Source organism: Bacillus sp. FSL M8-0266 (assembly GCF_038613425.1).
Classification (GTDB): domain Bacteria; phylum Bacillota; class Bacilli; order Bacillales; family Bacillaceae; genus Bacillus; species Bacillus pumilus.
The window spans coordinates 2,014,509-2,037,024 of record NZ_CP152015.1 but is presented as its reverse complement, the minus strand read 5'-3'; the positions used below and the strand labels follow the sequence as shown (position 1 = coordinate 2,037,024).

The 22,516-nt window shown below is 41.0% G+C and carries 30 protein-coding genes; 20 read left to right on the top strand and 10 right to left on the bottom strand.

What is annotated here, in order from left to right; translation table 11 throughout:
• Positions 1-169: 169 nt before the first annotated feature.
• Entirely contained in the window at positions 170-892 is a 723-nt protein-coding gene (locus MKY83_RS10190; protein WP_065098205.1) for an acylneuraminate cytidylyltransferase, read from the top strand.
• 28 nt (positions 893-920) lie between these two features.
• On the opposite strand, the gene MKY83_RS10185 is transcribed toward MKY83_RS10190, so the two are convergent.
• Together MKY83_RS10185 and MKY83_RS10180 are read right to left on the bottom strand one after the other, a co-directional pair.
• Positions 921-1,883, bottom strand: a complete 963-nt coding sequence (locus tag MKY83_RS10185; RefSeq protein ID WP_065098204.1) for a DUF3880 domain-containing protein — start codon at positions 1,881-1,883, stop codon at positions 921-923.
• A gap of 15 nt (positions 1,884-1,898) precedes the next feature.
• Complete coding sequence (locus MKY83_RS10180; RefSeq protein WP_065098203.1) at positions 1,899-2,300, bottom strand: hypothetical protein; 402 nt, start codon at positions 2,298-2,300, stop codon at positions 1,899-1,901.
• Positions 2,301-2,507: 207 nt separating this feature from the next.
• Between MKY83_RS10180 and cgeC the strand changes: the two genes are divergently transcribed.
• From cgeC to MKY83_RS10120, 12 genes are all read left to right on the top strand, one after another.
• On the top strand, positions 2,508-2,828 hold the full coding sequence (gene cgeC / locus MKY83_RS10175) for a spore maturation protein CgeC (RefSeq protein ID WP_065098202.1): 321 nt from the start codon (positions 2,508-2,510) through the stop codon (positions 2,826-2,828).
• A 17-nt stretch (positions 2,829-2,845) separates the two neighbouring features.
• On the top strand, positions 2,846-4,141 hold the full coding sequence (locus MKY83_RS10170) for a glycosyltransferase family A protein (RefSeq protein WP_044141191.1): 1,296 nt from the start codon (positions 2,846-2,848) through the stop codon (positions 4,139-4,141).
• Between the two features lie 158 nt (positions 4,142-4,299).
• Positions 4,300-5,676, top strand: a complete 1,377-nt coding sequence (locus MKY83_RS10165) for a sigma 54-interacting transcriptional regulator (protein WP_065098201.1) — start codon at positions 4,300-4,302, stop codon at positions 5,674-5,676.
• A 117-nt stretch (positions 5,677-5,793) separates the two neighbouring features.
• The gene (ablA, locus tag MKY83_RS10160; RefSeq protein WP_003215473.1) at positions 5,794-7,194 is read left to right on the top strand and encodes a lysine 2,3-aminomutase; all 1,401 of its coding nucleotides are present in this window, start codon (positions 5,794-5,796) and stop codon (positions 7,192-7,194) included.
• Positions 7,195-7,196: 2 nt separating this feature from the next.
• The gene (locus tag MKY83_RS10155; RefSeq protein WP_012010281.1) at positions 7,197-7,478 is read left to right on the top strand and encodes a YokU family protein; all 282 of its coding nucleotides are present in this window, start codon (positions 7,197-7,199) and stop codon (positions 7,476-7,478) included.
• 79 nt (positions 7,479-7,557) lie between these two features.
• Positions 7,558-7,782, top strand: coding sequence for a YozE family protein (locus tag MKY83_RS10150; RefSeq protein ID WP_044141194.1), 225 nt, complete (start codon positions 7,558-7,560; stop codon positions 7,780-7,782).
• A gap of 144 nt (positions 7,783-7,926) precedes the next feature.
• Positions 7,927-8,607 carry a hypothetical protein gene (locus MKY83_RS10145; protein WP_012010279.1) on the top strand — a complete coding sequence of 227 codons (681 nt, stop codon included), beginning with the start codon at positions 7,927-7,929 and terminating at the stop codon, positions 8,605-8,607.
• A gap of 250 nt (positions 8,608-8,857) precedes the next feature.
• Positions 8,858-9,028 carry a YozD family protein gene (locus tag MKY83_RS10140; RefSeq protein WP_003216084.1) on the top strand — a complete coding sequence of 57 codons (171 nt, stop codon included), beginning with the start codon at positions 8,858-8,860 and terminating at the stop codon, positions 9,026-9,028.
• Positions 9,029-9,078: 50 nt separating this feature from the next.
• The gene (locus MKY83_RS10135; RefSeq protein ID WP_044141195.1) at positions 9,079-9,687 is read left to right on the top strand and encodes a phosphatase PAP2 family protein; all 609 of its coding nucleotides are present in this window, start codon (positions 9,079-9,081) and stop codon (positions 9,685-9,687) included.
• 54 nt (positions 9,688-9,741) lie between these two features.
• The gene (locus MKY83_RS10130) at positions 9,742-10,059 is read left to right on the top strand and encodes a YodL domain-containing protein (RefSeq protein ID WP_044141196.1); all 318 of its coding nucleotides are present in this window, start codon (positions 9,742-9,744) and stop codon (positions 10,057-10,059) included.
• 112 nt (positions 10,060-10,171) lie between these two features.
• On the top strand, positions 10,172-10,867 hold the full coding sequence (deoD, locus tag MKY83_RS10125) for a purine-nucleoside phosphorylase (RefSeq protein ID WP_012010274.1): 696 nt from the start codon (positions 10,172-10,174) through the stop codon (positions 10,865-10,867).
• Between the two features lie 68 nt (positions 10,868-10,935).
• Positions 10,936-11,766, top strand: a complete 831-nt coding sequence (locus tag MKY83_RS10120) for a M15 family metallopeptidase (protein WP_044141197.1) — start codon at positions 10,936-10,938, stop codon at positions 11,764-11,766.
• A gap of 50 nt (positions 11,767-11,816) precedes the next feature.
• Here MKY83_RS10120 and MKY83_RS10115 read toward each other — a convergent pair whose 3' ends face one another.
• Positions 11,817-12,068 (bottom strand): hypothetical protein, encoded by a 252-nt coding sequence (locus MKY83_RS10115; RefSeq protein WP_003216113.1) that lies wholly within the window; start codon positions 12,066-12,068, stop codon positions 11,817-11,819.
• A 92-nt stretch (positions 12,069-12,160) separates the two neighbouring features.
• Positions 12,161-12,859 carry a class I SAM-dependent methyltransferase gene (locus MKY83_RS10110; protein WP_044141198.1) on the bottom strand — a complete coding sequence of 233 codons (699 nt, stop codon included), beginning with the start codon at positions 12,857-12,859 and terminating at the stop codon, positions 12,161-12,163.
• A 151-nt stretch (positions 12,860-13,010) separates the two neighbouring features.
• Between MKY83_RS10110 and MKY83_RS10105 the strand changes: the two genes are divergently transcribed.
• A complete protein-coding gene (locus MKY83_RS10105) occupies positions 13,011-14,396 on the top strand; it encodes a S41 family peptidase (protein WP_044141199.1) in 1,386 nt (461 codons plus the stop codon).
• Positions 14,397-14,639: 243 nt separating this feature from the next.
• On the opposite strand, the gene MKY83_RS10100 is transcribed toward MKY83_RS10105, so the two are convergent.
• The 3 genes from MKY83_RS10100 to MKY83_RS10090 all read right to left on the bottom strand — a co-directional run bounded on the left by MKY83_RS10100 (position 14,640) and on the right by MKY83_RS10090 (position 17,191).
• Positions 14,640-16,133: a sodium:solute symporter gene (locus MKY83_RS10100; RefSeq protein WP_044141200.1), complete on the bottom strand. Its 1,494-nt coding sequence runs from the start codon at positions 16,131-16,133 to the stop codon at positions 14,640-14,642.
• Positions 16,133-16,336: a DUF3311 domain-containing protein gene (locus MKY83_RS10095; RefSeq protein WP_044141201.1), complete on the bottom strand. Its 204-nt coding sequence runs from the start codon at positions 16,334-16,336 to the stop codon at positions 16,133-16,135. The genes MKY83_RS10100 and MKY83_RS10095 overlap by 1 nt, the downstream gene beginning before the upstream one ends.
• Positions 16,337-16,573: 237 nt before the next feature.
• Positions 16,574-17,191: a nitroreductase family protein gene (locus MKY83_RS10090; protein WP_044141202.1), complete on the bottom strand. Its 618-nt coding sequence runs from the start codon at positions 17,189-17,191 to the stop codon at positions 16,574-16,576.
• Between the two features lie 139 nt (positions 17,192-17,330).
• On the opposite strand from MKY83_RS10090, the gene MKY83_RS10085 reads away from it, so the two are divergent.
• Positions 17,331-17,663: a winged helix-turn-helix transcriptional regulator gene (locus MKY83_RS10085; RefSeq protein ID WP_044141203.1), complete on the top strand. Its 333-nt coding sequence runs from the start codon at positions 17,331-17,333 to the stop codon at positions 17,661-17,663.
• Between the two features lie 75 nt (positions 17,664-17,738).
• Positions 17,739-17,954 (top strand): hypothetical protein, encoded by a 216-nt coding sequence (locus MKY83_RS10080; protein ID WP_044141204.1) that lies wholly within the window; start codon positions 17,739-17,741, stop codon positions 17,952-17,954.
• A 40-nt stretch (positions 17,955-17,994) separates the two neighbouring features.
• On the opposite strand, the gene MKY83_RS10075 is transcribed toward MKY83_RS10080, so the two are convergent.
• On the bottom strand, positions 17,995-18,468 hold the full coding sequence (locus MKY83_RS10075; RefSeq protein ID WP_003216069.1) for a hypothetical protein: 474 nt from the start codon (positions 18,466-18,468) through the stop codon (positions 17,995-17,997).
• Between the two features lie 86 nt (positions 18,469-18,554).
• Between MKY83_RS10075 and rarD the strand changes: the two genes are divergently transcribed.
• The 4 genes from rarD to bshB2 all read left to right on the top strand — a co-directional run bounded on the left by rarD (position 18,555) and on the right by bshB2 (position 20,860).
• Positions 18,555-19,469: an EamA family transporter RarD gene (gene rarD / locus MKY83_RS10070; protein WP_044141205.1), complete on the top strand. Its 915-nt coding sequence runs from the start codon at positions 18,555-18,557 to the stop codon at positions 19,467-19,469.
• 78 nt (positions 19,470-19,547) lie between these two features.
• Entirely contained in the window at positions 19,548-19,829 is a 282-nt protein-coding gene (locus MKY83_RS10065) for a hypothetical protein (protein ID WP_003215525.1), read from the top strand.
• The gene (locus MKY83_RS10060) at positions 19,826-20,176 is read left to right on the top strand and encodes a YojF family protein (RefSeq protein ID WP_044141206.1); all 351 of its coding nucleotides are present in this window, start codon (positions 19,826-19,828) and stop codon (positions 20,174-20,176) included. The genes MKY83_RS10065 and MKY83_RS10060 overlap by 4 nt, the downstream gene beginning before the upstream one ends.
• Positions 20,177-20,194: 18 nt before the next feature.
• Positions 20,195-20,860, top strand: a complete 666-nt coding sequence (gene bshB2, locus MKY83_RS10055) for a bacillithiol biosynthesis deacetylase BshB2 (RefSeq protein ID WP_012010261.1) — start codon at positions 20,195-20,197, stop codon at positions 20,858-20,860.
• 46 nt (positions 20,861-20,906) lie between these two features.
• Here the strand turns inward: bshB2 and MKY83_RS10050 are convergent, their stop codons facing one another.
• Together MKY83_RS10050 and MKY83_RS10045 are read right to left on the bottom strand one after the other, a co-directional pair.
• Positions 20,907-22,268: an MATE family efflux transporter gene (locus MKY83_RS10050; RefSeq protein WP_065098199.1), complete on the bottom strand. Its 1,362-nt coding sequence runs from the start codon at positions 22,266-22,268 to the stop codon at positions 20,907-20,909.
• 58 nt (positions 22,269-22,326) lie between these two features.
• The gene (locus MKY83_RS10045) at positions 22,327-22,452 is read right to left on the bottom strand and encodes a hypothetical protein (RefSeq protein ID WP_258395179.1); all 126 of its coding nucleotides are present in this window, start codon (positions 22,450-22,452) and stop codon (positions 22,327-22,329) included.
• Positions 22,453-22,516: the final 64 nt, after the last annotated feature.

The window sequence follows — 22,516 nt, the reverse complement described above, 5'->3', positions numbered from 1 at the left end:
CACTTTCTATCTAAATTAGGTGAACACATTATAACCATCTGCTTGACGTTTTAATAGAATATGGAGAGATAAGAGAATAAGTAGAAAAATGAGAGACCTGAACACTTCAGTACTGCGATCAGCTCGGAAGATAATGAAGAGAGCTGTGCGCGAGGGGAGAAGGGAATACATGTATAGGGGAAATCGTATTTTAGCCTTGATACCAGCTTTTAGAAGCAGGCGCGATCAGCATGATGAACACATTCGCGTATTGGCGGAGCGGCCGCTCATCTATTGGACCATTCAGCCGTTACTGCAAATGATTGAGTTAGACGAAATCATCGTCTCTACAGAGGATGTCAATACACAAATCATTTCTTCTCACTACGGGGCTCGTGTGATTGAACTGCCAGACAGTCATGTAACAGAACAAACACCGTCACTCATAGCGGTGAAACACGCGCTTGCTTATTTAGAGCGTGAGGGGAAGACCTTTGATATTGTTCTATATTTGCATCCATCGTCTCCTTTAAGAGAGCCGGAAGATATTGAGAAATGCTTGCAGCTTCTAGTAGAAGGGAGCTATGATTGCATGGCATCTTTTACAGAGGCGCTAGAAAACCCAAATGAAACATGGACACTGCATGAGAATAATGAAGCCACTTTATATAAGGACAATCATTACTTTTTCATGCCAAAGCATGAGCAGCCATATACGTATGGTCGTTTAAATGGAGCAGTGTATGCTTTTCATGTTCCATATGCAAAAGAATGCATTCATTCCTTTTTAGAAGGATCTGTTGGAGCGTATATCATGGATCCCGAAAAATCACTCGTGGTGAAACAGGAGGAAGACCTTGAGAAAGCGGAGAAAGTCTTATTGGCTCGCCGAGATGCGGAGGGTTATGTATAAGATGAATTTCAACGAGAAAAGCGCCCAGTCATAGGGCGCTTTTTACGATTTCATAAAGTCTGTGTGGAAATGACTCAAATGTATTCCAGGAAACGACTTGTTCGTAATTGTTTCGTGCGATTGCTTTTCTTTTCTCAGCATTTGATCCATAATATTCAACCTGTTCCAGCAAATCGTCCTCATTTTTATAAAAAGCAAAGCTTGAAAAAGCTTGAGGCGGTTGTAGATCCGTCAATTGAAAGCTTCCCGCTGCAGCGATATCAAACGCTCTGTTGTTCAGACTTACATTTTGAATCATGGCTTTGTTTTTGTTATAGGCAAATTGAGCCGGTCTGTGCGGATTAAGAACAATCGCTGATTGCAGATAGATGTCTGCCATTTGCTGAGGGCTTAGCCAATTGGTCATTAATGTGAGATCTCGATCATGCCTTCGTGACTTATTTAAATGACGATGCCATTCCTTACCTGCAACGAGAATCCGCCATTTTTTCTGTTGTAAGAGTGTATCAATGGCTTTCATACGGTTGGGATAAGGGTAGCCAATGAGTGCAATGTCGTAGATGCACATCTTTTCAGACGATTCGTTTCTTTGAAAAATACGTGTATTTGCCGGAATGGGAAAGTAGTAGGCGTCAACTATGCCCAATTGCTTGTAAAATGGCAAAGCTCCTTCATCAATTGTTAATATGAGCCGCGCATCACGCGTGCAAGCAGCTGACACATCTGTATAAAAGGGATCTTCTGTCATCCACAAAACGATCGGGATCTTTTCTTGTTTGAATTGATGAAGCACTTCGCTCGGAACATGATCACCGATCATCATCAAAACAAAATCCGGAGAAAATGTCCGGATTTTGTGCATGTGAGCGGGTAGAGTTTCTCGGTCGATCTTTACACATGAAAAGGGGGAATCAATGAAGCTCTCTTCTACCCATTGATCAAACATGTGATAGATTCCGCCGTAGCCAGAGCTGATATAAAGAAACTTCATGATGACCCTCTCACATTAAGATGTGAACGTAACACTTTCAACTTTATCTACATCTAATAAAGTCGTTGCAGAGCCTGTTGGTGTAACTGAGCTTTCTTGTGTAACAAATACAACACCCGTTAAAGCATTGAATGCTACGAATTGAACTGGCCCGATTAAATCTCCTGAGTCAGTGACAATGCTAATGACGGTTCCTGGTGCAAGTCTTGCAAAAATCCATCTTGCTGGCTGAGATACATCGAGTGTTGTAGCAGAATCTGAAGGTGATGCCTCGGCTGCCACTTCACTTAATAAATCATTTAATTTTTCTTCCATTTGTACTCCTCCTTCTTCAAGATTAACTGTTAATGTACGAGTAAGCGGTTTGAAAAACACTTTCAATAGTTCTTTTTTTAATTCGGCACGCTTGTCGCTCATTTTTTTCCCATCCTTTCTTCATCAATTCAAACTCACCCCTATGTATATGCCGTTCATTTTTTTTGGTATAAGCAGAGCGCTGATTCCTTGTTCTTTTTATCATTTAATCACTTCACACATTTTTAAAAATGTTTTCAAATGCTGAGGCTAAATGAAGTGAATCTCATACTCTAGTAAAGATTAAATGCGAAGAGAGAGGGATTATGAATGGAATTTGATCAATTATTAAATGGTTGGAACGAAGAATTACTAGAAACAGAAGGAGTACTTGAAGTCATCTTGATTTTACTTCTTCTTCGTCTTTTAGAAGAAAGTGAGGAAGAGAGTGTGTCAGATATTAAAGAATTACTTCGTCCGTGGCTTGAACTTGGCATTCCAGTGCCACGCGTTCATTTAGTCAATGGAGATGTCCTTCAAAACGTAGTTGTTGTGCAGCTCTTTGATACAGTAGCGGTCTTTAAAAACGCGACAAATCAGCTGAGAGTGAATGTACCTTACGTGAACATCGTCAGCTGGGGGGCTTTTTAATCTAACTAAAAAGGATAATGATCATGAAAGTATCGGTGATTTTAACAAGCTACAATAAACCTGATTTCATTGATCGTGTGCTAAAGAGTATGGTGGAACAAACGTATTCAAATTGGGAGCTTCTGATTATGGATGATGGCTCAGAACAAGGCACCATCCAAAAGATCCAGCCCTATTTAGACGATGAGCGCATTCATCTGTATTCACGCACGGTTCATCCTGCAAAACGGCTGTTAACCGTACGGTATGCGACGCTTATTAATGAAGCGCTAACCCGTATAACAGGTGAGCTCATTTGTTATTTAACAGATGATACTGTGTATCATCAAGATCGTTTGCAGAAAATGGTGGATGTTTTTCAGTCGAAGCCTCATATCGATATCGTGTATTCCTCGCAGCGGGTCGTGCATGTTAATAAGCAATTAGTAGAGACGATGAGTTTTGTGCGTGAAGCAGACCAAATATTGGAGCATGCGTCCTTTCAAGTGGACCATTGTTCGGTCATGCACAGAAGGCGTTTGCTTCCGCTCATTCATGAAAAATACGAACAATATTGGGCTGATGAGCCTAAATACTGGCATCATGCAGATTCTGTTTTTTGGATGAGGCTGAATGATTTTGCTGCTTTTTTTCCATTAAGAGATGTACTTGATACAACGTATAAAACGCCTCATTCCTTTCATCATTTGTTTTCGAGTATGCCGTATGATCTCATTGACGGAACGGTGATTGAAAAGGAAGGGGGTTACTACCAAATCGCAGGCGGGAATCTTCATGAAATTGAAAGGTGCTGGGTGAACGAAAAAAACAGGCGCGCCATACGGGTTCCGTCGTTATGTGCAATGAAATATGAGATGAAAGACATGCTGGTAGTACCTAATTATACAGTTGTCACGGCAGATCATGGGAAAACGTTTTATTATATTGAAGGTCAGAAAAAAAGGCGGTTTGCTTCAAAGCGTGACGTGCAATATTTTCAGTTTCATCCTAAGGATATCTATACGATTTCAAATGAACGGCTTCAGATGTATGAAGAGGGCGGCATGATTCAAGTGTCACCAGTATTTAATCCGCCAAACAGGCGGCTCTTTAAATGGAAACAAGATGTCTATTTACTGATGCATCATACTTTTTGCCGTATTGACCCTGGGGTTGTAAAGCGATTTGCTTTTTATCATCAGCCAATTAATTTATACCCTTCCCAATTTACGTTATTCGAGGAAGGAAAGTCGATCGTGCCGCTGTATATGGAATCGCTGCAAGAATTCGATATGTCTCTTTATCAAACATCAGGGCGAAAGCACTCCTCATAAGAGGGGTGCTTTTTTGACGCTATTGACAAAAAAAGCAGGAAGTTACAAGGAAAAAGCGAAACATGAAAGGACAGGAGAACGTGTGATGAAGATGATCAAGCCGCTGAAAATCCGGCAATAGATGCCGGTTTTTCGGCACTGAAAGTGAGGGGGAAAGAATGGGGAAGGTTGTCGAAAGAGCGGACTGGTTTGAATTAATTTTAGAAGCCATTGATGAAGCAATCCATGTTGTAGATGATCAAGGAATGACGATCTTTTACAATCATAATGCCGCTAAGTTTGACTGTTTACAAAAAGAAGAGGTGATTGGCAAGTACATCCTTGATGTGTATCCCTCTTTAACAGAAAAAACAAGTACACTCATGCATGTTTTGAGAACAGGGAAGCCCATTTATCATTCGCTGCAAACCTATTTGAATAAAAACGGCGAAAGAATTGAGACCGTCAACACGACATTGCCTATTATTGAAGACAGCCAGTTAATAGGTGCGGTCGAAGTCGCAAAAGATGTATCGAAGCTGTCAGCCCTTTCAAATCGTTTAGATCAAAAAAAACGAATACACGATGCGGCTGGGGCTGAACAAATGCATGATTTTTCTTCATTTTTAACAAATGATCCACTCTTAAAAGAAATGCTTGAAAAGGCAAAAAAAGCTGCTGCTTATCCGTCATCAGTTGTTGTCTACGGGGAAACAGGGACAGGGAAAGAAGTGCTCGTTCAAGCCATCGTTCATGAATCTGACCGGAAAAACAAAGTGTTCATTCCGCAAAACTGTGCAGCACTCCCAGAATCGCTACTTGAGAGCCTATTATTCGGATCTGTCAAAGGGAGCTATACAGGCGCAATTGATCGCAAGGGGCTCTTTGAATTGGCTGATGGAGGCACGCTTTTTCTTGATGAGCTGCAAGCGATGCCGATCACGTTGCAGACGAAATTATTACGTGTGTTAGAAGATGGCGTGGTGCGCCGCATTGGGGATGCAAAAGCGATTCAAGTAGATGTAAGACTCATTACGGCACTCAATATGGACCCATTTGAAGCGGTGAAAAAGCAAATATTAAGAGAAGACTTATTTTATAGACTGCATGTGTCATCTTTTCATATCCCGCCACTTCGTGAGAGAAAGCAAGACATCCCGCTGCTTTCCCGCCATTTCATTCAAACCTATCATCAGCAGTTTTCAAAAAACGTCAAACGCCTTTCTGAAGAAACAAAGCAATTGTTTATGGCTCACCACTGGCCAGGAAACGTTCGAGAATTAAAACATACCATTGAGCATGCCGTATTGATGATGCCAAAGGAAGCAGAAGACATCACACCTTCATACCTTCCTGCTCATTTACGTACGCAGAATCTTGAGGAAGAAACACTCGATGCCTCCTTAAAAAGTCAGGTTTCTTCATTTGAACAAACACTTATTCAAGAAGCTTTAAACAAGCATCATGGCAATATTAAAAAAACCGCCGCCGCTTTAAAAATCCCTCGACAAACACTGCAATATAAACTGAAGAAATATGCAGATGCCGAAATATAGGCATCACCATCCATTGAATACCACGGGTAAAGCTCCTTTTATAAAGAATAGGGGCATTTTCCCATGTTGGCACATAACTTGCATAGTATAAGGTGAATGCTGATAGGGGGAATGGATATGAATCAAAAACTATATGAACCGGCGCGTCATTGGAAGGACATTGAGCTTTGGAAAGATGTACCTGAGGAAAAATGGAACGACTGGATTTGGCAGCTGACGCATACCGTGAAAACGCTTGAAGATTTAGAGAAAGTCGTAAACTTAACAGAAGAGGAAAGAGAAGGGGTGAAGATTTCCACCAAAACCATTCCACTCAACATTACACCCTACTATGCCTCATTGATGAATCCAGACGATCCAAGATGTCCAGTACGTATGCAATCTGTGCCAATTGCTGAGGAGCTTCATAAAACAAAATATGACCTGGAAGACCCGCTGCATGAAGATGAAGACTCACCTGTCCCGGGGTTAACGCATCGGTACCCAGATCGTGTGCTCTTTCTTGTAACAAATCAGTGCTCCATGTACTGTCGCTATTGTACGAGAAGACGTTTTTCCGGCCAGATCGGTATGGGCGTGCCAAAAAAGCAGTTAGATGCTGCCATTGGATATATTAGAGAAACACCTGAGGTGCGGGATGTGTTAATTTCCGGCGGAGATGGGCTCTTAATCAATGATCAAGTGCTTGAATACATTTTGAAAAACTTACGAGACATTCCGCACGTTGAGATCATTCGGATAGGAACCCGCGCGCCGGTTGTCTTTCCGCAGCGCATTACAGATGAGCTGTGCGAGATTTTGAAAAAATATCATCCGGTTTGGCTGAATACCCATTTCAATACAAGCATTGAAATTACAAAAGAAGCAAAAGAAGCGTGCGAACGACTTGTAAATGCCGGCGTTCCTGTTGGTAATCAGGCCGTCATCCTCGCAGGTATTAACGACAGTGTGCCGATTATGAAGAAGCTGATGCACGATCTCGTGATGATACGGGTCAGACCTTATTATATTTATCAGTGTGATTTATCTGAGGGAATTGGCCATTTTAGAACACCAGTATCAAAAGGTCTTGAAATCATTGAAGGCTTAAGAGGGCATACGAGCGGCTATGCCGTGCCAAGCTTTGTTGTGGATGCACCAGGAGGCGGAGGAAAGATCGCCCTGCAGCCCAATTATTTATTATCGCAAAGCCCTGACAAAGTCGTCCTTCGTAACTTTGAAGGTGTCATCACCTCTTACCCTGAACCAGAGCATTACGTCGCAGGTCAGGCAGATGCGTATTTTAATGAAATTTATGAAGAGAAACAAGATCCCGCAATTGGTATTACCGCACTTTTTGAGGATGAAGCGAAATCGTTTACGCCAGAGAATTTAAGCCGGATGAAACGAAGAGAAGCATATGAGACAAATCCTGAGCATGACACACTCAAAAACAAACGTGAAAAACGAGATGAATTAAAAGAGAAAAAATATCAAGCGCAGCTCAAAAAAGATCAAACTGTAAAGGAGGAGAAATAACCTTGCTGACATGTGATTGGTGTGAGGAAAACAAAGCAAACGCAGAGCAGACAACCGTCTATTGGGAACTGATCACTGGCACACAATCCATTGAAATCATCGAAACACCGTCCATTTCCTGCACGCACTGCGGTATGACATATCAAAAGGATGAGACGGTCAAAGAGATAGAGGATCAATTAATTTTAGTGGATCAGACAAAACTTCCAGAAAAAATTTCATACGAAGAATTAATGAGCATGGAGCGGTTATTAAAGCGAAATTACTTTGACTTTTCATCATAAGTTGTACCTCCGCCTATACAAGTCATCAAATTGCTGTATAATATAACAACAAAATAGAGTGTCGCGGAGGGAAAAACAGGTGAAGTCGTTTTACCATTATTTAATGAAGTACAGACATCCAAAACCGAAAGATGAAATCAGCCATTTTGCAAATGCTGCTTATGAGGATCACAGCTTCCCGAAAGCGTCCACTGATTATCATGAGCTGTGTGCCTATTTAGAATTAAACGGCGATTATTTAAGCTCAATGACAACATTTGACGAAGCGTTTGAGCAATATGATGTAGAAGTCAAAAAAAAATAACACACAACCGCTTTTTCCAGATGGGAGAAGCGGTTTTTTGATGAGAAATAAAATGGCGTTTTGCATGGTGTGGTTGCCCATGCAGAATTCCTTGCGCCGGCATACGATACGTTAAGACCAAAAGTCGGGCAAGGGGGAGACAGAATGAAGGCGAAAGCACCAAAATATCAAGTAGGGGATATTGTCGTCGTTGTCATGTACGGCACAGTCGGAACGATTACAAAAGTCCATCAAATTGACCAGCACTATTTGTATGAGGTCAATCATAATGAGGTGCTTTATTTTGAAACATCACTTCAGCTTTACGATGAGTACGACGGGGTGATTGTGGATACAGAAAAGCTGGACATTGAATATGAGTTCCTCATTGGCGATGTTGTATATGTAAAAGATTACGGAAAAGAGCTATTTAAAATTATTGGCCATCGGACTGAAATATGGCGATACCTTGATGACGGCTGGGAAGATGTCATTTACGAACTCACAAGGCTAAAGGACGGAGAGTGGCTGGAAACAGAAGAGGAAGACTTAACGCTTGTCCTGAGGAAATATGAAATGGACCAGTTCGTGCATCAGCTTCTTTTTGTGCATTACGTCGGTGAAACCTCAAAAGAAATGGAAGAAGATATGGTGCAAACGGCTCTATTACAATTAGAAGAGAAACAAGAAAGCGAAGCATCACTAGAATTTCTCGCTGTATCTATAGTGGATGAGCTTCTTGATATTTATAATGACTATAAAATTCTCTACGAATTTTTCGAAGATCCAGAATACAAGGACATGATGGATTTTATATTGGAAAGTTTACACGAGCATTTTGGTTAAAGAAAGACTTGCCCTAACACGAATAAAAAATAAGGCACACAGAAAAAAACAATCACATAAAACCATCCCCTCAAGATACGGCCCATCACCTGATCAAACGTTTCTCCATCTAATATGCTGAACCATTTCATTGCCTCAAACCCCTTTTCTTTTTGTTTATTGCATTTATATGTATGGAATGAGCCATTATGACAAACTGTAATAAAAAACAGGCGTCGTTCATACATCATAAAAAAGGAGGCGGAATGTCATGAAAGAAGCAGATTTGGTGATCGATACAGAGGAAATTGCGGAATTCTTCTACATGGAGCTGGTCAAAAGAGGGTACATACCTGCTGAGCTGGAAACGTTTGAGCTGGCTGACATTACGTTTGAATATATGCTGAAAAAAACAATGATAGTTGAAGAAGAGGCGTGGTAGGCACTATACTTTGAAGAGATTCTGAAGAGAGAGGGAGGAGAATCTTTCACGTGTATATCCTATTTCTTTTGATTTTATTTGGCGCCATAGCTGCGCTCATGGTATCTGGAGCTGGTCAAGCATTGGACAACCAGATCATCTTATGGTTTGAGAGCATCAGACTCCCTTTTTTAAATGATGTCATGCTGACTTTGACGGACTTTGGCATTAGTGCGCTTCTCGTGCCCATCATGCTCATTTTTAGTGTCGTCCTATTCATGTATAAGCGCTATTACTCTATCATGATGCTTTTTCTATTATTTCTCACAGAAAAAACCATCAATCATGAACTAAAGGGGCTGTTTGCTAGAGAACGCCCGACCTTTGATCATCTTGTCAATGAAACGTATTACAGCTTTCCGAGCGGACATTCGATGAATGCAGCCACAATCTATCCATTTATAGCTTATCTATTCGTTGAACTGATTCCATGGCTGAAAGAAAGACAAAAAATCGTCTACTTGATCACAGGGATCTGTGTTCTTATGATTGGGATCAGCAGAATGTATATCGGCGTTCATTTTTTGACAGATGTTGCAGGCGGTTTTGCGATAGGACTTGCTTTATTTCTCATTTGTAAAAAGATTGACGAAAAATTGTCTGTCATTCGACAAAAATAGAAGAAGGAAATTGACAGATCCCAGCCAATTTTATATAAAAGGGGAGGGATTTGAATGCAATTGACGTTGAGATTTTTTCAAAAGAAACCTTCAGCATTTCACTTAACCATTTATCAGACACCTGAATATGGCGCTGCAAGCGGGCATCAGCCTGTGTACCGGACAAAGATTGGCGGCAGAACACACCTGGATGTTCTGGAAAAAGCATTCTCGACATTTAATGTACATGATACAGTCCCTAGTGATTACAATGCACGGTTTATGACAACAGGCGATATTGTTGTGATTGATGATAAGAAAAAAGGAAAGTGCTATTATCAGCTTTTTCCGGCAGGATGGAAACGCAGTGAGCGACTGTTGACGATGAGTTAAATAGAGAATTTCGATGCCAGCTTGAGCTTCAGCTGGTATTTTCTTTTTTGGGCTCAATCGTTTATACTAAATAGGACAAATCACATAGTAAACGTAAGTGGAGGCTAAAAAAATGAGTGTACATATTGGAGCAGAAAAAGGACAAATTGCAGAAACGGTATTGCTGCCAGGCGATCCGCTTCGTGCGAAATATATTGCAGATACATATTTAGAAGATGTCGAATGCTATAACGAAGTGCGCGGAATGTATGGTTATACTGGGACCTACAAAGGAAAGCGTGTTTCTGTACAAGGGACCGGAATGGGCGTACCTTCTATTTCGATTTATGTGAATGAACTCATTCAAAGCTATGATGTTCAAAACTTAATCCGCGTCGGATCTTGCGGGGCTATCAAAAGGGATGTCAACGTACGTGATGTTATTTTAGCTCAGACATCTTCAACAGATTCACAAATGAATCGTGTGGCGTTTGGACCGATTGATTACGCACCTTGCGCTGATTTTGGACTGCTTAAGAAAGCATACGACACAGCAGAAGCAAAAAATGTCGCTGTACGTGTCGGTAATGTATTTACAGCAGACCAATTTTACAATGAAAAACCACTTGAGCTCATGGCTCAATACGGAATTCTAGCAATTGAAATGGAAACAACCGCTCTATATTCGCTTGCAGCAAAATTTGATCGAAAAGCGTTATCCATTCTGACAGTGAGTGATCATGTTCTCACAGGAGAAGAAACAACGGCTGAAGAGCGTCAAACGACATTTGACGAAATGATCTTAATTGCGCTAGACTCCGTTTTATAATAGTATAAAGGGTGTGCTACGATGTAGCGCATCTTTATTTTTTTAGAAGAGCAAAAGGAAGGTATGTCATGAAGAAAAGCTATAAAATACTCTCAATCGCATCGATTCTTGGTTTGACAGCCGCACTATCGGGCTGCCAGTTGCTGGATCAAAAAAGCGGTACATCTGAATCGAACAAAACAAACGAACAAAAGAGCGCAGCAAATTCATCTACCCAGCAAAACTCAAACAATACAGCAGATTCATCGGATCAAGAGCTGACATTAAAGAGTGAATATTTCAATGACATCAAAGTGGTAAGCGGGCTGAAAACCATTCAAAATCCTGCAAACGTGCTAGCACTTGTCAACAAAGAATACGCATTACCAGGAACCTATAAACCTTCTGACCTCGTTGTACCAAAAGTAGAATTCTCTTTTTCAGAGGATATTGAAAAACGATATATTCGTAAAGAAGCAGCGGAAGCACTTGAGACATTATTCAAAGATGCGAAAAAGAAAAACTTCGAGCTGGCTGCCGTATCTGGCTATCGCTCCTATGACCGTCAAAAGGTCATTTTTGATAGTGAAGTCAAGTTAAAAGGCAAAGACAAAGCGCAAGAAGCAGTAGCTTTACCAGGCGAAAGTGAGCACCAAACAGGCCTTGCGATGGACATTTCCTCAAAAAGTGCCGGTTTTGACATCTCTGAAAAGTTTGGTGAAACACCTGATGGCAAATGGGTGGCTAAAAACGCCTATAAATATGGTTTTATCATTCGTTATCCAAAAGGAAAAGAAGACATTACAAAATATGAATATGAACCGTGGCATCTGCGCTATGTTGGAAAAGAAGCAGCAAAAGCGATGCATGATCACGATTTAACATTTGAAGAGTACATGAACAAAGTGAAGAAAATTTAATCAAAGTAAAAGGCCTCCCAGCTATTCGGGGGGCCTTCTTTATTCTTCTTTTAAAAAAAGAACAATCCTGCTAATGCGAAACCTGTAATGAAACCAAGCCCGATGCCATAAGCGGCACCCCAGCCGTAATACCCTCCGTAATAACCAAAGCCAAAGCCGCCGCGAGAACCGCCGACTGGACGAATATACACTTTGCGGTTTGTCACCCGCTCAATGCGTCCGACATGTACTCTGCCATTACGATCTGTGATTCTAGCGACTTTCCCCATATGCTGCTGACAAAGCTTTTGATAGCGCTCCATATTTTTCCTCCTTATGACAAACTCTATTCACTCTTATCCTATGCGAGAGACCTCATAGAGTTTGGACAAAACATATAGGAGATTCGCTCATTTTATACGGTACATTCAAATAGAATGTGGCTTAGCTGCTTTCGGTGCGCTTGAATCAGATCGTAGTGTGTTTGCATCGTTTCGTAAAGAGAAGGCGGGATATATTCAGATAATTCCATTTCCGTCGGCTCCTCTTGTACCATGTGTTCATCAAATGAGAGAATGCGAACGTCATGAAATCCTGCTGCTTTTAGCTGCTCCTTCCATTCTTCAAGTGAAAAGAGTGCGTGAAACCCATAAAAATCTCGAACGGCGGCAAGCTCCTTCTGTGTAAGGGGAGCTTTTAATACCGCTTCATTTGCAATCATTTGACTTCCAGGGGAAAGCACGCGTTTGATCTCAGCAAGTGCAACAGGAAGGTTGGTGAAGCTCAAAACAGATTCACTGATCAGAAGAGTGAACGCTTCATCTGGAAATGGCAGCTGTTCAATCGATGCTTGCAATGCGCGGATCGGCAGTTCTTCTCGCTCAAATCGCAAATTGGCCTTTTCAATCATCAAAGGGTGTGTATCAATCGCCTCTACCTGATAACCGATATTGCCTAAATATGCCGCCGTTTGTCCTGTCCCGCATCCCGCATCCAGTATGCGCGCATCAGGCATCAATTTTATATGCTCAAGCATCGTTTTTGTTAACTCAATTCCACCAGGATGGGCACTAGATACGCCAAAATAGGCAAGCATTTCTACATAATCACTCATAAAATCCCTTCTTTCCTTATCAAGTTCCTCTTTAAAGATTATGCAATGTAAGGTCAAATGGCTTATCTTTTCAAAGAGAACTTCGATCCTTTGGTTGACGGATGATGCATCGTCCTTGATAATAATGAAAGGAGATAAAGGTGGTGTTTTTTTGAAAAAACAATTTAAGATCGTCATCGCTATTTTGGTGACAGCGGCACTGTCCTCAGCGATTACATTTGTGATCACAAAACAAGGGACTGTCAATGTCTCAGGAGATGAGAAGTTTAGTAAACTCATGGCTGCGTATACGAAAGTAAAAGATGAGTATTACGAAAAAACGGATGATCAAAAACTAGTAGATGGTGCGATTCAAGGAATGATCGCATCACTTGATGATCCATACTCTACATATATGGATCAGGAGGAAGCCGAAGGATTTAACAACACCATTTCTTCATCATTTGAAGGAATTGGTGCACAAGTAGAAGAGAAGGATGGACAAATTTTAATTGTCGCACCGATTAAAGGCTCTCCTGCTGAAAAAGCCGGGTTGAAACCTCATGATCGTATTTTAAAGGTGGATGGAAAAAGCACAAAAGGCATGTCGGTCAATCAAGCAGTCTCTCTCATCAGAGGGAAAAAAGGAACGGATGTCAAGCTGCACCTTAACCGTCAAGGAGTGGGAAATGTTGATGTGACCATCACAAGAGACACCATTCCAGTTGAAACAGTGTATGCAAAACTCACAAAAGACAAAATAGGGGAAATCCAAATTACGTCCTTTGCTGAAACAACGTCAAAAGAGTTAGATAAAGCCATTGATGACCTCGAGAAAAAAGGGGCAAAAGGGTTTGTCATTGACCTGAGAGATAATCCTGGCGGCATTATGACAGAAGCGATTGAAATGAGTAATGACTTTATCGATAAAGGGAAAGTCATCATGCAAGTTGAAGAAAAAGGGAAGAAAGAAGAGTACAAGGCTGAAAAAGAACGTAAAGTTCATCAGCCGGCAGTTGTCCTTGTAAATGGAGGCTCAGCCAGCGCTGCAGAAATCATGGCGGCGGCTCTGCACCAATCTTCAGGTATCAAAATTATTGGTGAAAAGACATTTGGTAAAGGAACTGTTCAAAATGCACAAAGCTATAATGATGGTTCTAGCGTCAAATTAACCATTGCCAAGTGGCTGACACCGGATGGTTCGTGGATTCACAAAAAAGGAATTGAACCACAGGTTAAAGCATCGCTCCCAAGTTATGCAAAGCTGCCATACTTAAGCCCGAAAAAAACGTATCAGTTGAATGACAATGGAGATGAAGTCAAAGCGGCTCAAAAAATGTTTCAAGCGCTTGACTACAAAGCAAAAGCAAATGGTGAGTACGATCAAGCCTTCCAGACGATCGTCAAAAGCTTCCAAACAGACAACGATCTGAAAGCAGACGGAATTCTGACGGGAGATACAACGACAGTACTGATGACAAAGATCCAAAATAAGCTAAAGAACAATGATACTCAAATGAAAAAAGCCATTGAAGTCTTGAAAAAAGAAATGAAATAAAGAAAGAGCAGTCCTCTTAGGGGGACTGCTCTTAGATTGTTGACAAAGTGCTAAAATGATGTTTATTTTAGCACTTTGTCTTCTTTTCACCGTGATAGAAAACCTTTGTAGTCTAGGAAGGGCAGCTACTTTTGCGGAGCGAATTGAACATTCGTGAGCACCAGCGCGCAGACCTGACAACGAATGCGAGGGTTTGTCTACATGCTGAGAGCAGTCCTCCTAGGGGGACTGCTCTTTCTATGTTTACGCGTTGTTTCCAATCGCTTCTGTTTTGTCTTGATCTTTTTCAAATAGATCATTCATGACAGAATTGGATGTGACCTTCTTTTGGAAGAATGGATTTAAGATTAGGATGACCACAACGTTTGCTAGTAAACCAAGAAAACCTTCATAAAGACCGAACGTGACTTGTGAGATATTGGCTGTAAAGGTGACAATGATGCCAACAACTAGCCCCGCAATCGTTGCTTCTCTCGATTGTTTTTTCCAGAACAAGCTGATCGCAATGGCTGGGAAGATTTGAACCATCCCTGAAACACCAATGAGCTGAAGCGTCACAAGTGCTGTTGGGAAGAGCATTCCGAATAGAAGAGCCAGTCCGATCACGATAAACACCATTGAACGAGTGATGATGGTCAATCTTTTAGGTGATACATTCGGATGAATTAAGTCACGATATAAATTATTGGCAAATAAATTCGATGCACCAATGGCCATGATCGAGCATGGAATAAGGGAAGCCAGTGCAATCGTTGAATAAGCAAGACCCTGCATCACGCCGCCATATGATGTTTGAATTAAATGAAGAAGTGCAAATCTTGGATTCGTATCTTCTGGTAAGACCAAAAAGGCAATAAATCCAAGGAAGATGACCAAAATCAATACGATGTTATAAAGAGGCAAAAACATGCTGTTTTTACGGATAGCATCTGCACTTTTTGCTGTAAATACGCCTGTTGCCGCATGTGCCCACATAAACAAAGCAAGGGCAGAAACACCTGAAGCGGTAATGAACCATAAAATGCCTTTAGGACCCCCGTCAGGAATTGTCAGAAGCTGTGGCGCTTCCTTAGCTAACGTATTCATCATCGGAGTCCAGCCGTTAAAATGAATGATTGGCAGTGAAACCACCATAAACAGCATGATGACCCAAACGAGAATATCCTTAATAATGGCTGTATATGTAGGGCCTTTAATCCCGCTGAAAAATGTATAAAGTGCGACTAAAATAAATGAAATAATAACAACTGCATTCACATTAATATAACTAGTTCCAGCGACAGTTAACGTATCTTGAATCCCGCTCAGTTGAAGACAAATATAAGGAATGAGCATAAGTACTCCAATAATTGCAATTAGACTGGATAACAGCTTGCTGTCAAAGCGCTCACGTGCATAATCAGCGAGCGTTGTGAGATTGTGATTTTTCGCCACCGTCCATAGCTTTGGTAAGAAGAAATAAGCAATAAAATACGCTAGAACTGAATAGGGGATAGCGAAAAAAGCGACACTTCCAGCTGTATAGGCTGTACTAGTGAGCCCTAAAAAGGTATAAGCTGTATATAAATCTGCACCAACGAGGAACCAGACGAGCAGCCCGCCAAATTTTCTCCCGCCGACAGACCATTCCTCTACTGACTGTCTGGATGATTTATCACGGCCAGCGGCAAATCCAATGACCACGACGATGAAAATGATACTTGCTGTAATCAATAAAGCTGTCAAATTTCCTTGCATTAGTCAGTTCCTCCATTTGAATGTTGCATCCGGTAAATGATGAATGTACAGACTGGTGTGAGAACAATCCATAGTAAGAGCCAGAAGTGGAAAAAAGGCAGGCCTATCACAAATGGATGGATACGATTCGCAAAGGGCAGCAGTGCGAGCTGTCCGATGAATGGAATCGCTATAAGTAGTGCGAGCATCAATTTTTTATTCATGATTTCCTCCTGAATTTTTTGTAATTTCATAATAATAACAGTTGTCAGATTAGATCACAAGACCATTTTCAGAAAAAACAATCATTTTGGAGAATATCATACTAATATAACGCTTTCATTCTTAAAAAGGAGAAAAAGTGGAGATGGAAAGGGGTAAAGCGAAAAGAAAATATGCAGAAATAATATTTAAACCAAATAAAAAAAGCCCCAGCATGAAAGCTGAGGCCTTGCCATTTTTTAAAGAAAATCAGATACTTCTTCGATGTCGAAACGATTGCTTTTATGAGCTTCTTTCGCTGCTTTACCAACTGAAATCAGCATGACTGGCTCATAACGTCCGCTTACATTGAATTCTTTGATATAGGCGTCTTTACTGAAACCACCCATTGGACATGTATCATAGCCCATTGCTTTTGCAGCAATCATTAATTGCATAGCAGCTAATGAAGCATTTGAATACGCAGCTTCACGTGCATACTGCTCGCTTTGGTATGCGCCATTGATTTGAGTCATCAATGTTTCTTTGATGTCTTCAGTAATGAACCCTTGTTCTGCCAGCTCACTGTAGATTTTTTCTCCATTTTGATTCGCTTCAAGATCACCTAGTACAGCAATAACAGCTGATGCTTGTGAGATTTGCTTTTGGTTATAAGCGATTGGAAGTAACTTCGCTTTGGATTCAGCACTGTGGAAAACAGTAAAATGCCAATGCTGAAGGTTCCACGCAGATGGTGCTTTTGTTGTGATATCAAGTAGCTCTGTTAGCTCTTCTTTTGTCATTTCATGAGTTGTATCATACTCTTTTACTGAAGCTCTTTGTTTTAAAATGTCAAACGTTTTTTGATCAGTCGCCATATGGATATTTCCTCCCGTTTTTGCAAATAGTATGGTACAATAACTAAAAAAGTGAGAAACTTACTTATTGTAACTAGTGATATTTTAAATTGTATACCGTTAGTTTGTCAAACAATCATGAAAAGAAAGGCTGAAATTTATGGAATTTCAATTATGTCCACACATTCAGCAAGCTTTTTTACTGCTAGGCAAAAGGTGGAATGGTCTCATTATTCATGTATTGCTTGATGGTCCAAAGCGATTCAAAGACATGACGGACATTATCCCATCTATCAGTCAAAAAATGCTCGCAGAGCGTTTAAAGGAACTTGAGCAAGAAGGGATTATAAAGCGAACTGTATTGCCTGAAACGCCTGTTAAGGTCATTTATTGTTTAACTGAAAAAGGAAATGCGCTAAATGATGTGTTTCATGAGGTATCTAGGTGGGCAGGGGAATATACAGAATCTCATGAAAAAAAGGAACAAGCCTAGTTTCAGGTTTGCCCAAACGTTTTGACACCTGATGAATATGCTGATCTTAGGCACATGACAAAGGAGGAGAAATGCATGTACCCTCATACTCCGTATTTCCGAGGCGGCGCCCCTGGCATTCCGCCATATGAATCCAGAGTCCCTTTGTTTTTTGGTTTTGGCGCTCCTTTAGTCGGCGGACTGCTTGGCGGATTTTTAGGAAGTGCGATTTTTAATTATCCCCGTCCCTATTACCCACCACCACCGCCTGTTCCACCACCTTATGGCGGAGGATATCCACCATACTATTAAGAAAAAAGAGTAAGCCTGCTTCTATATCAAAGCAGGCTTTTTATAAAGGAATATCGATTTCAGAAATCCCCGGATCATCATGCTTTAAAAACATAATCTCCAAAATACCGTCCTGATACGAAGCCTTCGTTCCTTTTCTTTTGACAGCAGCAGGGAGGACGACTTTCTTCTGCGTGCCTTCCTCAGGAAAATGATCAATAAACAGCAGGTTGGCTGTATGTTTGATTTTTACTTTTTCTGTGCTCGGCCGAGCAAGCTCAATCTTAACGAACACGTGATCAGTGGTTTCGAACACTTCCACTTCGGGTTCTTTTTCTTTTTTGACGTCTGTTTCTCTCGTTTTTTGATGTTGAGAGAGTGGGTCCTGAAAAGGGAACTGAGCAGGATAATTGGATCCGAATACACTTTCCATCACTTGATTGACGTACTGCTCGACGTCTTTAGGGTCTGAATTCTTTAAGGCTTCTTTTGAAAATTGCTTTTGAAAAGGGAATAATCGGTTCCAGTCAAACATGCAAATCATCCTTTCTAAATGCCCTGAATTAGTATATGCCCATTCGCTTGAGTGCGTGCTATAATATACGATAGGTTTAGAAAGGAATGGTTAGATTGAACGAACAACAGCAATCAAAAGGTGTTCTCTACACGGCAGCATCTTTTACATTATGGGGATTATTCCCGTTATATTGGAAACTGATGGAACATATTTCGTCAGGCGAAATTTTAGCGCACAGAATTTTATGGTCATTTGTTTTTATGTGCGGTATTCTTCTGTATTTAAAACAAGTCCGGCCGGCAATGCAGACAGTGAAGGGTCTCATGCTCGATGGTAAGGCACTTTTTTCATTACTATTATCTGCTATTTTAATATCGGTTAACTGGTATGTGTACATTTGGGCAGTCAACCATCATCTTATGCTAGAAGCTAGTTTAGGGTATTATATTAATCCGCTTGTCTCTGTTTTACTAGGGATCATTTTCTTGAAAGAGCGGCTCAATAAATTACAAACCGTTGCGATTCTAATTGCCGCCGCTGGGGTGATTCTTTCTACGATTCAGTACGGTTCATTTCCTGTCGTTGCAATATTACTTGCCTTTAGCTTCGGTTTTTATGGATTGATTAAAAAAAGAATGAGCTTCACGAGTGCCATTGGTTTGACAATTGAAACGCTGCTTCTAGCCCCGGCAGCTCTTGTGTACTTATTGTTCTTCTTAAAAGAACCTGTGGTGACAATGAATCCTAACAGCTTCGGATCGCTTGGTCTCTTATTCTTTGCAGGGGTCTTTACTGCGGTGCCGCTTCTTTTATTCTCTGAAGGGGCAAAAAGAATTCCTCTTTATCAAGTGGGCATTTTGCAATACATTGCACCAACGATTACGCTGTTTTTGGGGTTGTTTGTGTATCACGAGCATTTATCTTCAGCTAAAATCGTGACGTTTCTTTGTATCTGGGTGGCGATTTTATTGTTTACGACCTCTCAATTACGCATGAAAAAAACAGCGAATTCTCATTAAGTCCTACGAGCAGTTTGCTTTTTTTTGAAGGCGGATCATGTCATAATAAGTTGTTACCAAAACTGTAGAGGTGATTACATGTCATCAGCCAATGAGCTTACAGCTGCTTATCAATCTTTATGGAAAAATCGTCAGCTTGATGTCGATGATATGTCTTCTTTACACGAGGCAATATGTGATGATTTAAGCGATGCGCGCACTCATCCGAGGGCGAGAAAATCATTTCATCAAAAATATGTACTCGCTGTAGAGAGAATATTAGAAAGTGGGCTTCGGCATGATCATCAGCTGCAGCTGATCAGCTTACATACAAAAAAGCTGCGCGAATTAATTCAAAATGAAGGAAGGAACCACTCATGAAACCAATTCAAACGGAAGATGTCACAGCACATCTTGAATCGTTTTTAAATCGTCCAGTCTTCGTTCATCTTGAAACGACCACTGGTTCTTATTCAGCTCATGTAAATGAACAAAATATGACGGTCGTTGCCTATATCCGCAATGCGAAAGTCGTCTATTCACAGGCGAAAATAAAAGGACAAGGTCCGTACCGTGTTGGAATGAAAACAGAAGATGGCTGGATTTATGCAGAAGGATTAACCGATTATGAGTTTGATGACCATGGCCGCCTGCTGTTAGCAGGGCACTTGCCAGACGGGAAACTAGCGATCTCATTACAAATTAGTGAAACACCATTTCAGGTGTAGAAGAAAGGGTGACGAGTCATGAATGAACATGTACTAGTGATGCTGCCTCACCCAGATGATGAATCGTTTGGGGTTGCAGGTCTCATTGCACAAAGCAGAAAACGCGGCATCCCAGTCACGTATGCATGCGGGACACTTGGGGAAATGGGCAGAAATATGGGCAGCCCAACATATGCCAATCGCGAAACACTTCCTGAGTTAAGAAAACAGGAATTAATCAATGCCTGCAAAGAAATGGATATCACAGACTTACGTATGCTTGGACTTCGTGATAAAACATTGGAATTTGAAGACGACGAGTATTTAGCTGATGTGATGGAAACCATCATTGATGAAGTCAAACCGACACTGATTGTGACGTTTTATCCTGGACACGGTGTACACCCTGATCATGATGCGACAGGGGAAGCAGTTATTCGCGCTCTTTACCGTAAGAAAAAAGAAGACCGTCCTGTCACATACTGCATGGCCATTACGAAAAATAGAGAAGAAGTGCTGGGTAATGCAGACATTACGATCGACATTACAGATGTAGCAGATATCAAATTAAATGCACTGAGAGCACATAGAACGCAAACAGAAGGCATGCTGAGAGAGCTTGAACAGAAGCTGAAAAACAAAGAACCTGTTGTTCAAAAATGGTTCGATGAAGAAATTTTCTGGACGTATCAATGGAATGACTAAATAAAAAAGCAGCTGACATCGATCAGCTGCTTTTTTTGTGTCGTATTTAGTGATTGGGCGCTTGCTGAAGCAATCGTTTTTCCATCAATCTGAGACGGATAAAGAGGACAATGGCACCTGCGGCAAGTCCGGCAATGAGACCAATCCAATAGCCAAATGCTCCAAATGAAGTATAGGTGCCAATCAGATAGCCGGAAGGAAGACCGATCACCCAGTATGAAACAAATGCGGCAATGAGCGTATAGTTCACATCTTTATAGCCCCGCAGTGCCCCTTGAATGGGTGCAGCAATGGCATCTGACAGCTGGAAAAAGATCGCATAAATCAAAAAGTGCTGTGTCATTTGTAAAACAGCCGATTCAGCTGTGTATAAACCAGCAATCTCTGGTCTAAATAATAAAATGAGTGCTGCCGTACACAAGGAGAATAATACCGCCGTTCCAATTCCGATATAGCTATAGCTTTGCGCGTCTTTATAACGCTTGGCACCAGCTTCAAACCCAACGACAATCGTTAAAGCCATCGAGATACTGAGCGGTAAAATATATAAGATAGAAGCAAAGTTCATTGCAGCCTGGTGACTTGCAATCGTCACAGTATCAAAGTGACCCATTAATAGTGTGACTGCTGCAAAGATACTCGTTTCAAAAAAGATCGCAAACCCGATAGGAAGACCGATTTTCAGTATTTGTCCCATACGGGAGATATTGATTCGAGGCAGTTTTTGAAACAAACGAAATGAGGCAAATGGTTCTGCTTTCATGACAATACAAATACTCATGATGAAAATCGCCCAATATGTCATCGCAGAAGCAAGACCAGCTCCCGCGCCGCCAAGCTTTGGGAAGCCGAAATTCCCAAAAATAAATACATAGTTTAAAACAAAGTTAATAGGAAGTGCTGTTAACGTGATGAACATCGTTACACGTGTTTTCCCTAATGCATCAATAAATGACCTGAGCACCGAATAACCAAACAGCGGGATGATACCAAAAGCAAGAAAACTTAAGAAATGCCGCGCAATATCTTCTACGGATTGCTCAAGTCCAAGTCCCCCTAATACGTAAGGGATGCTAATTGTTCCAATAGCAATCACACAGATACTTAAAAGAAAGGATAAATAAATCGCCTGAAAGACAGCCTTGGGAACATCCTTTTTATGCCCTGCGCCCATCAGTTGAGCGACAATTGGCGTAACGGCCATTAATATACCAGCAAGCCCTGTATAAACGGGTGTCCAAATACTTGAACCGATCGCAACACCCGCAAGGTCTTCTGCACTCACTTTTCCAGACATCACGGTGTCTAAAAACGTAATAAGCGAAAGACCCGCTTGAGTGATTAAAATCGGAATTAAAATGGTTGAAAATAGTGTCACCTTAGCTCGAATGCTATTTGTTTCTCTCATCATAAGTTCCTCTCTGAACAGAAATAACGAGAGGATTATATCATGCTATGTAAAAAAATCAATTCTCTGTCGGATTATTTTTCTTAGTTGGCTTCGTTTTTTTAAACATTTGGGCATAAATAAAGGAAAGACTGACAACACCTAAAATGCTGCAAGCATATTGAATCACTTTTTGAATGGTCATATTAAGTCACCTCCATAACAATAGAATGCGCATAACTTGTTATTTTATGACAACGAAAAGGAGG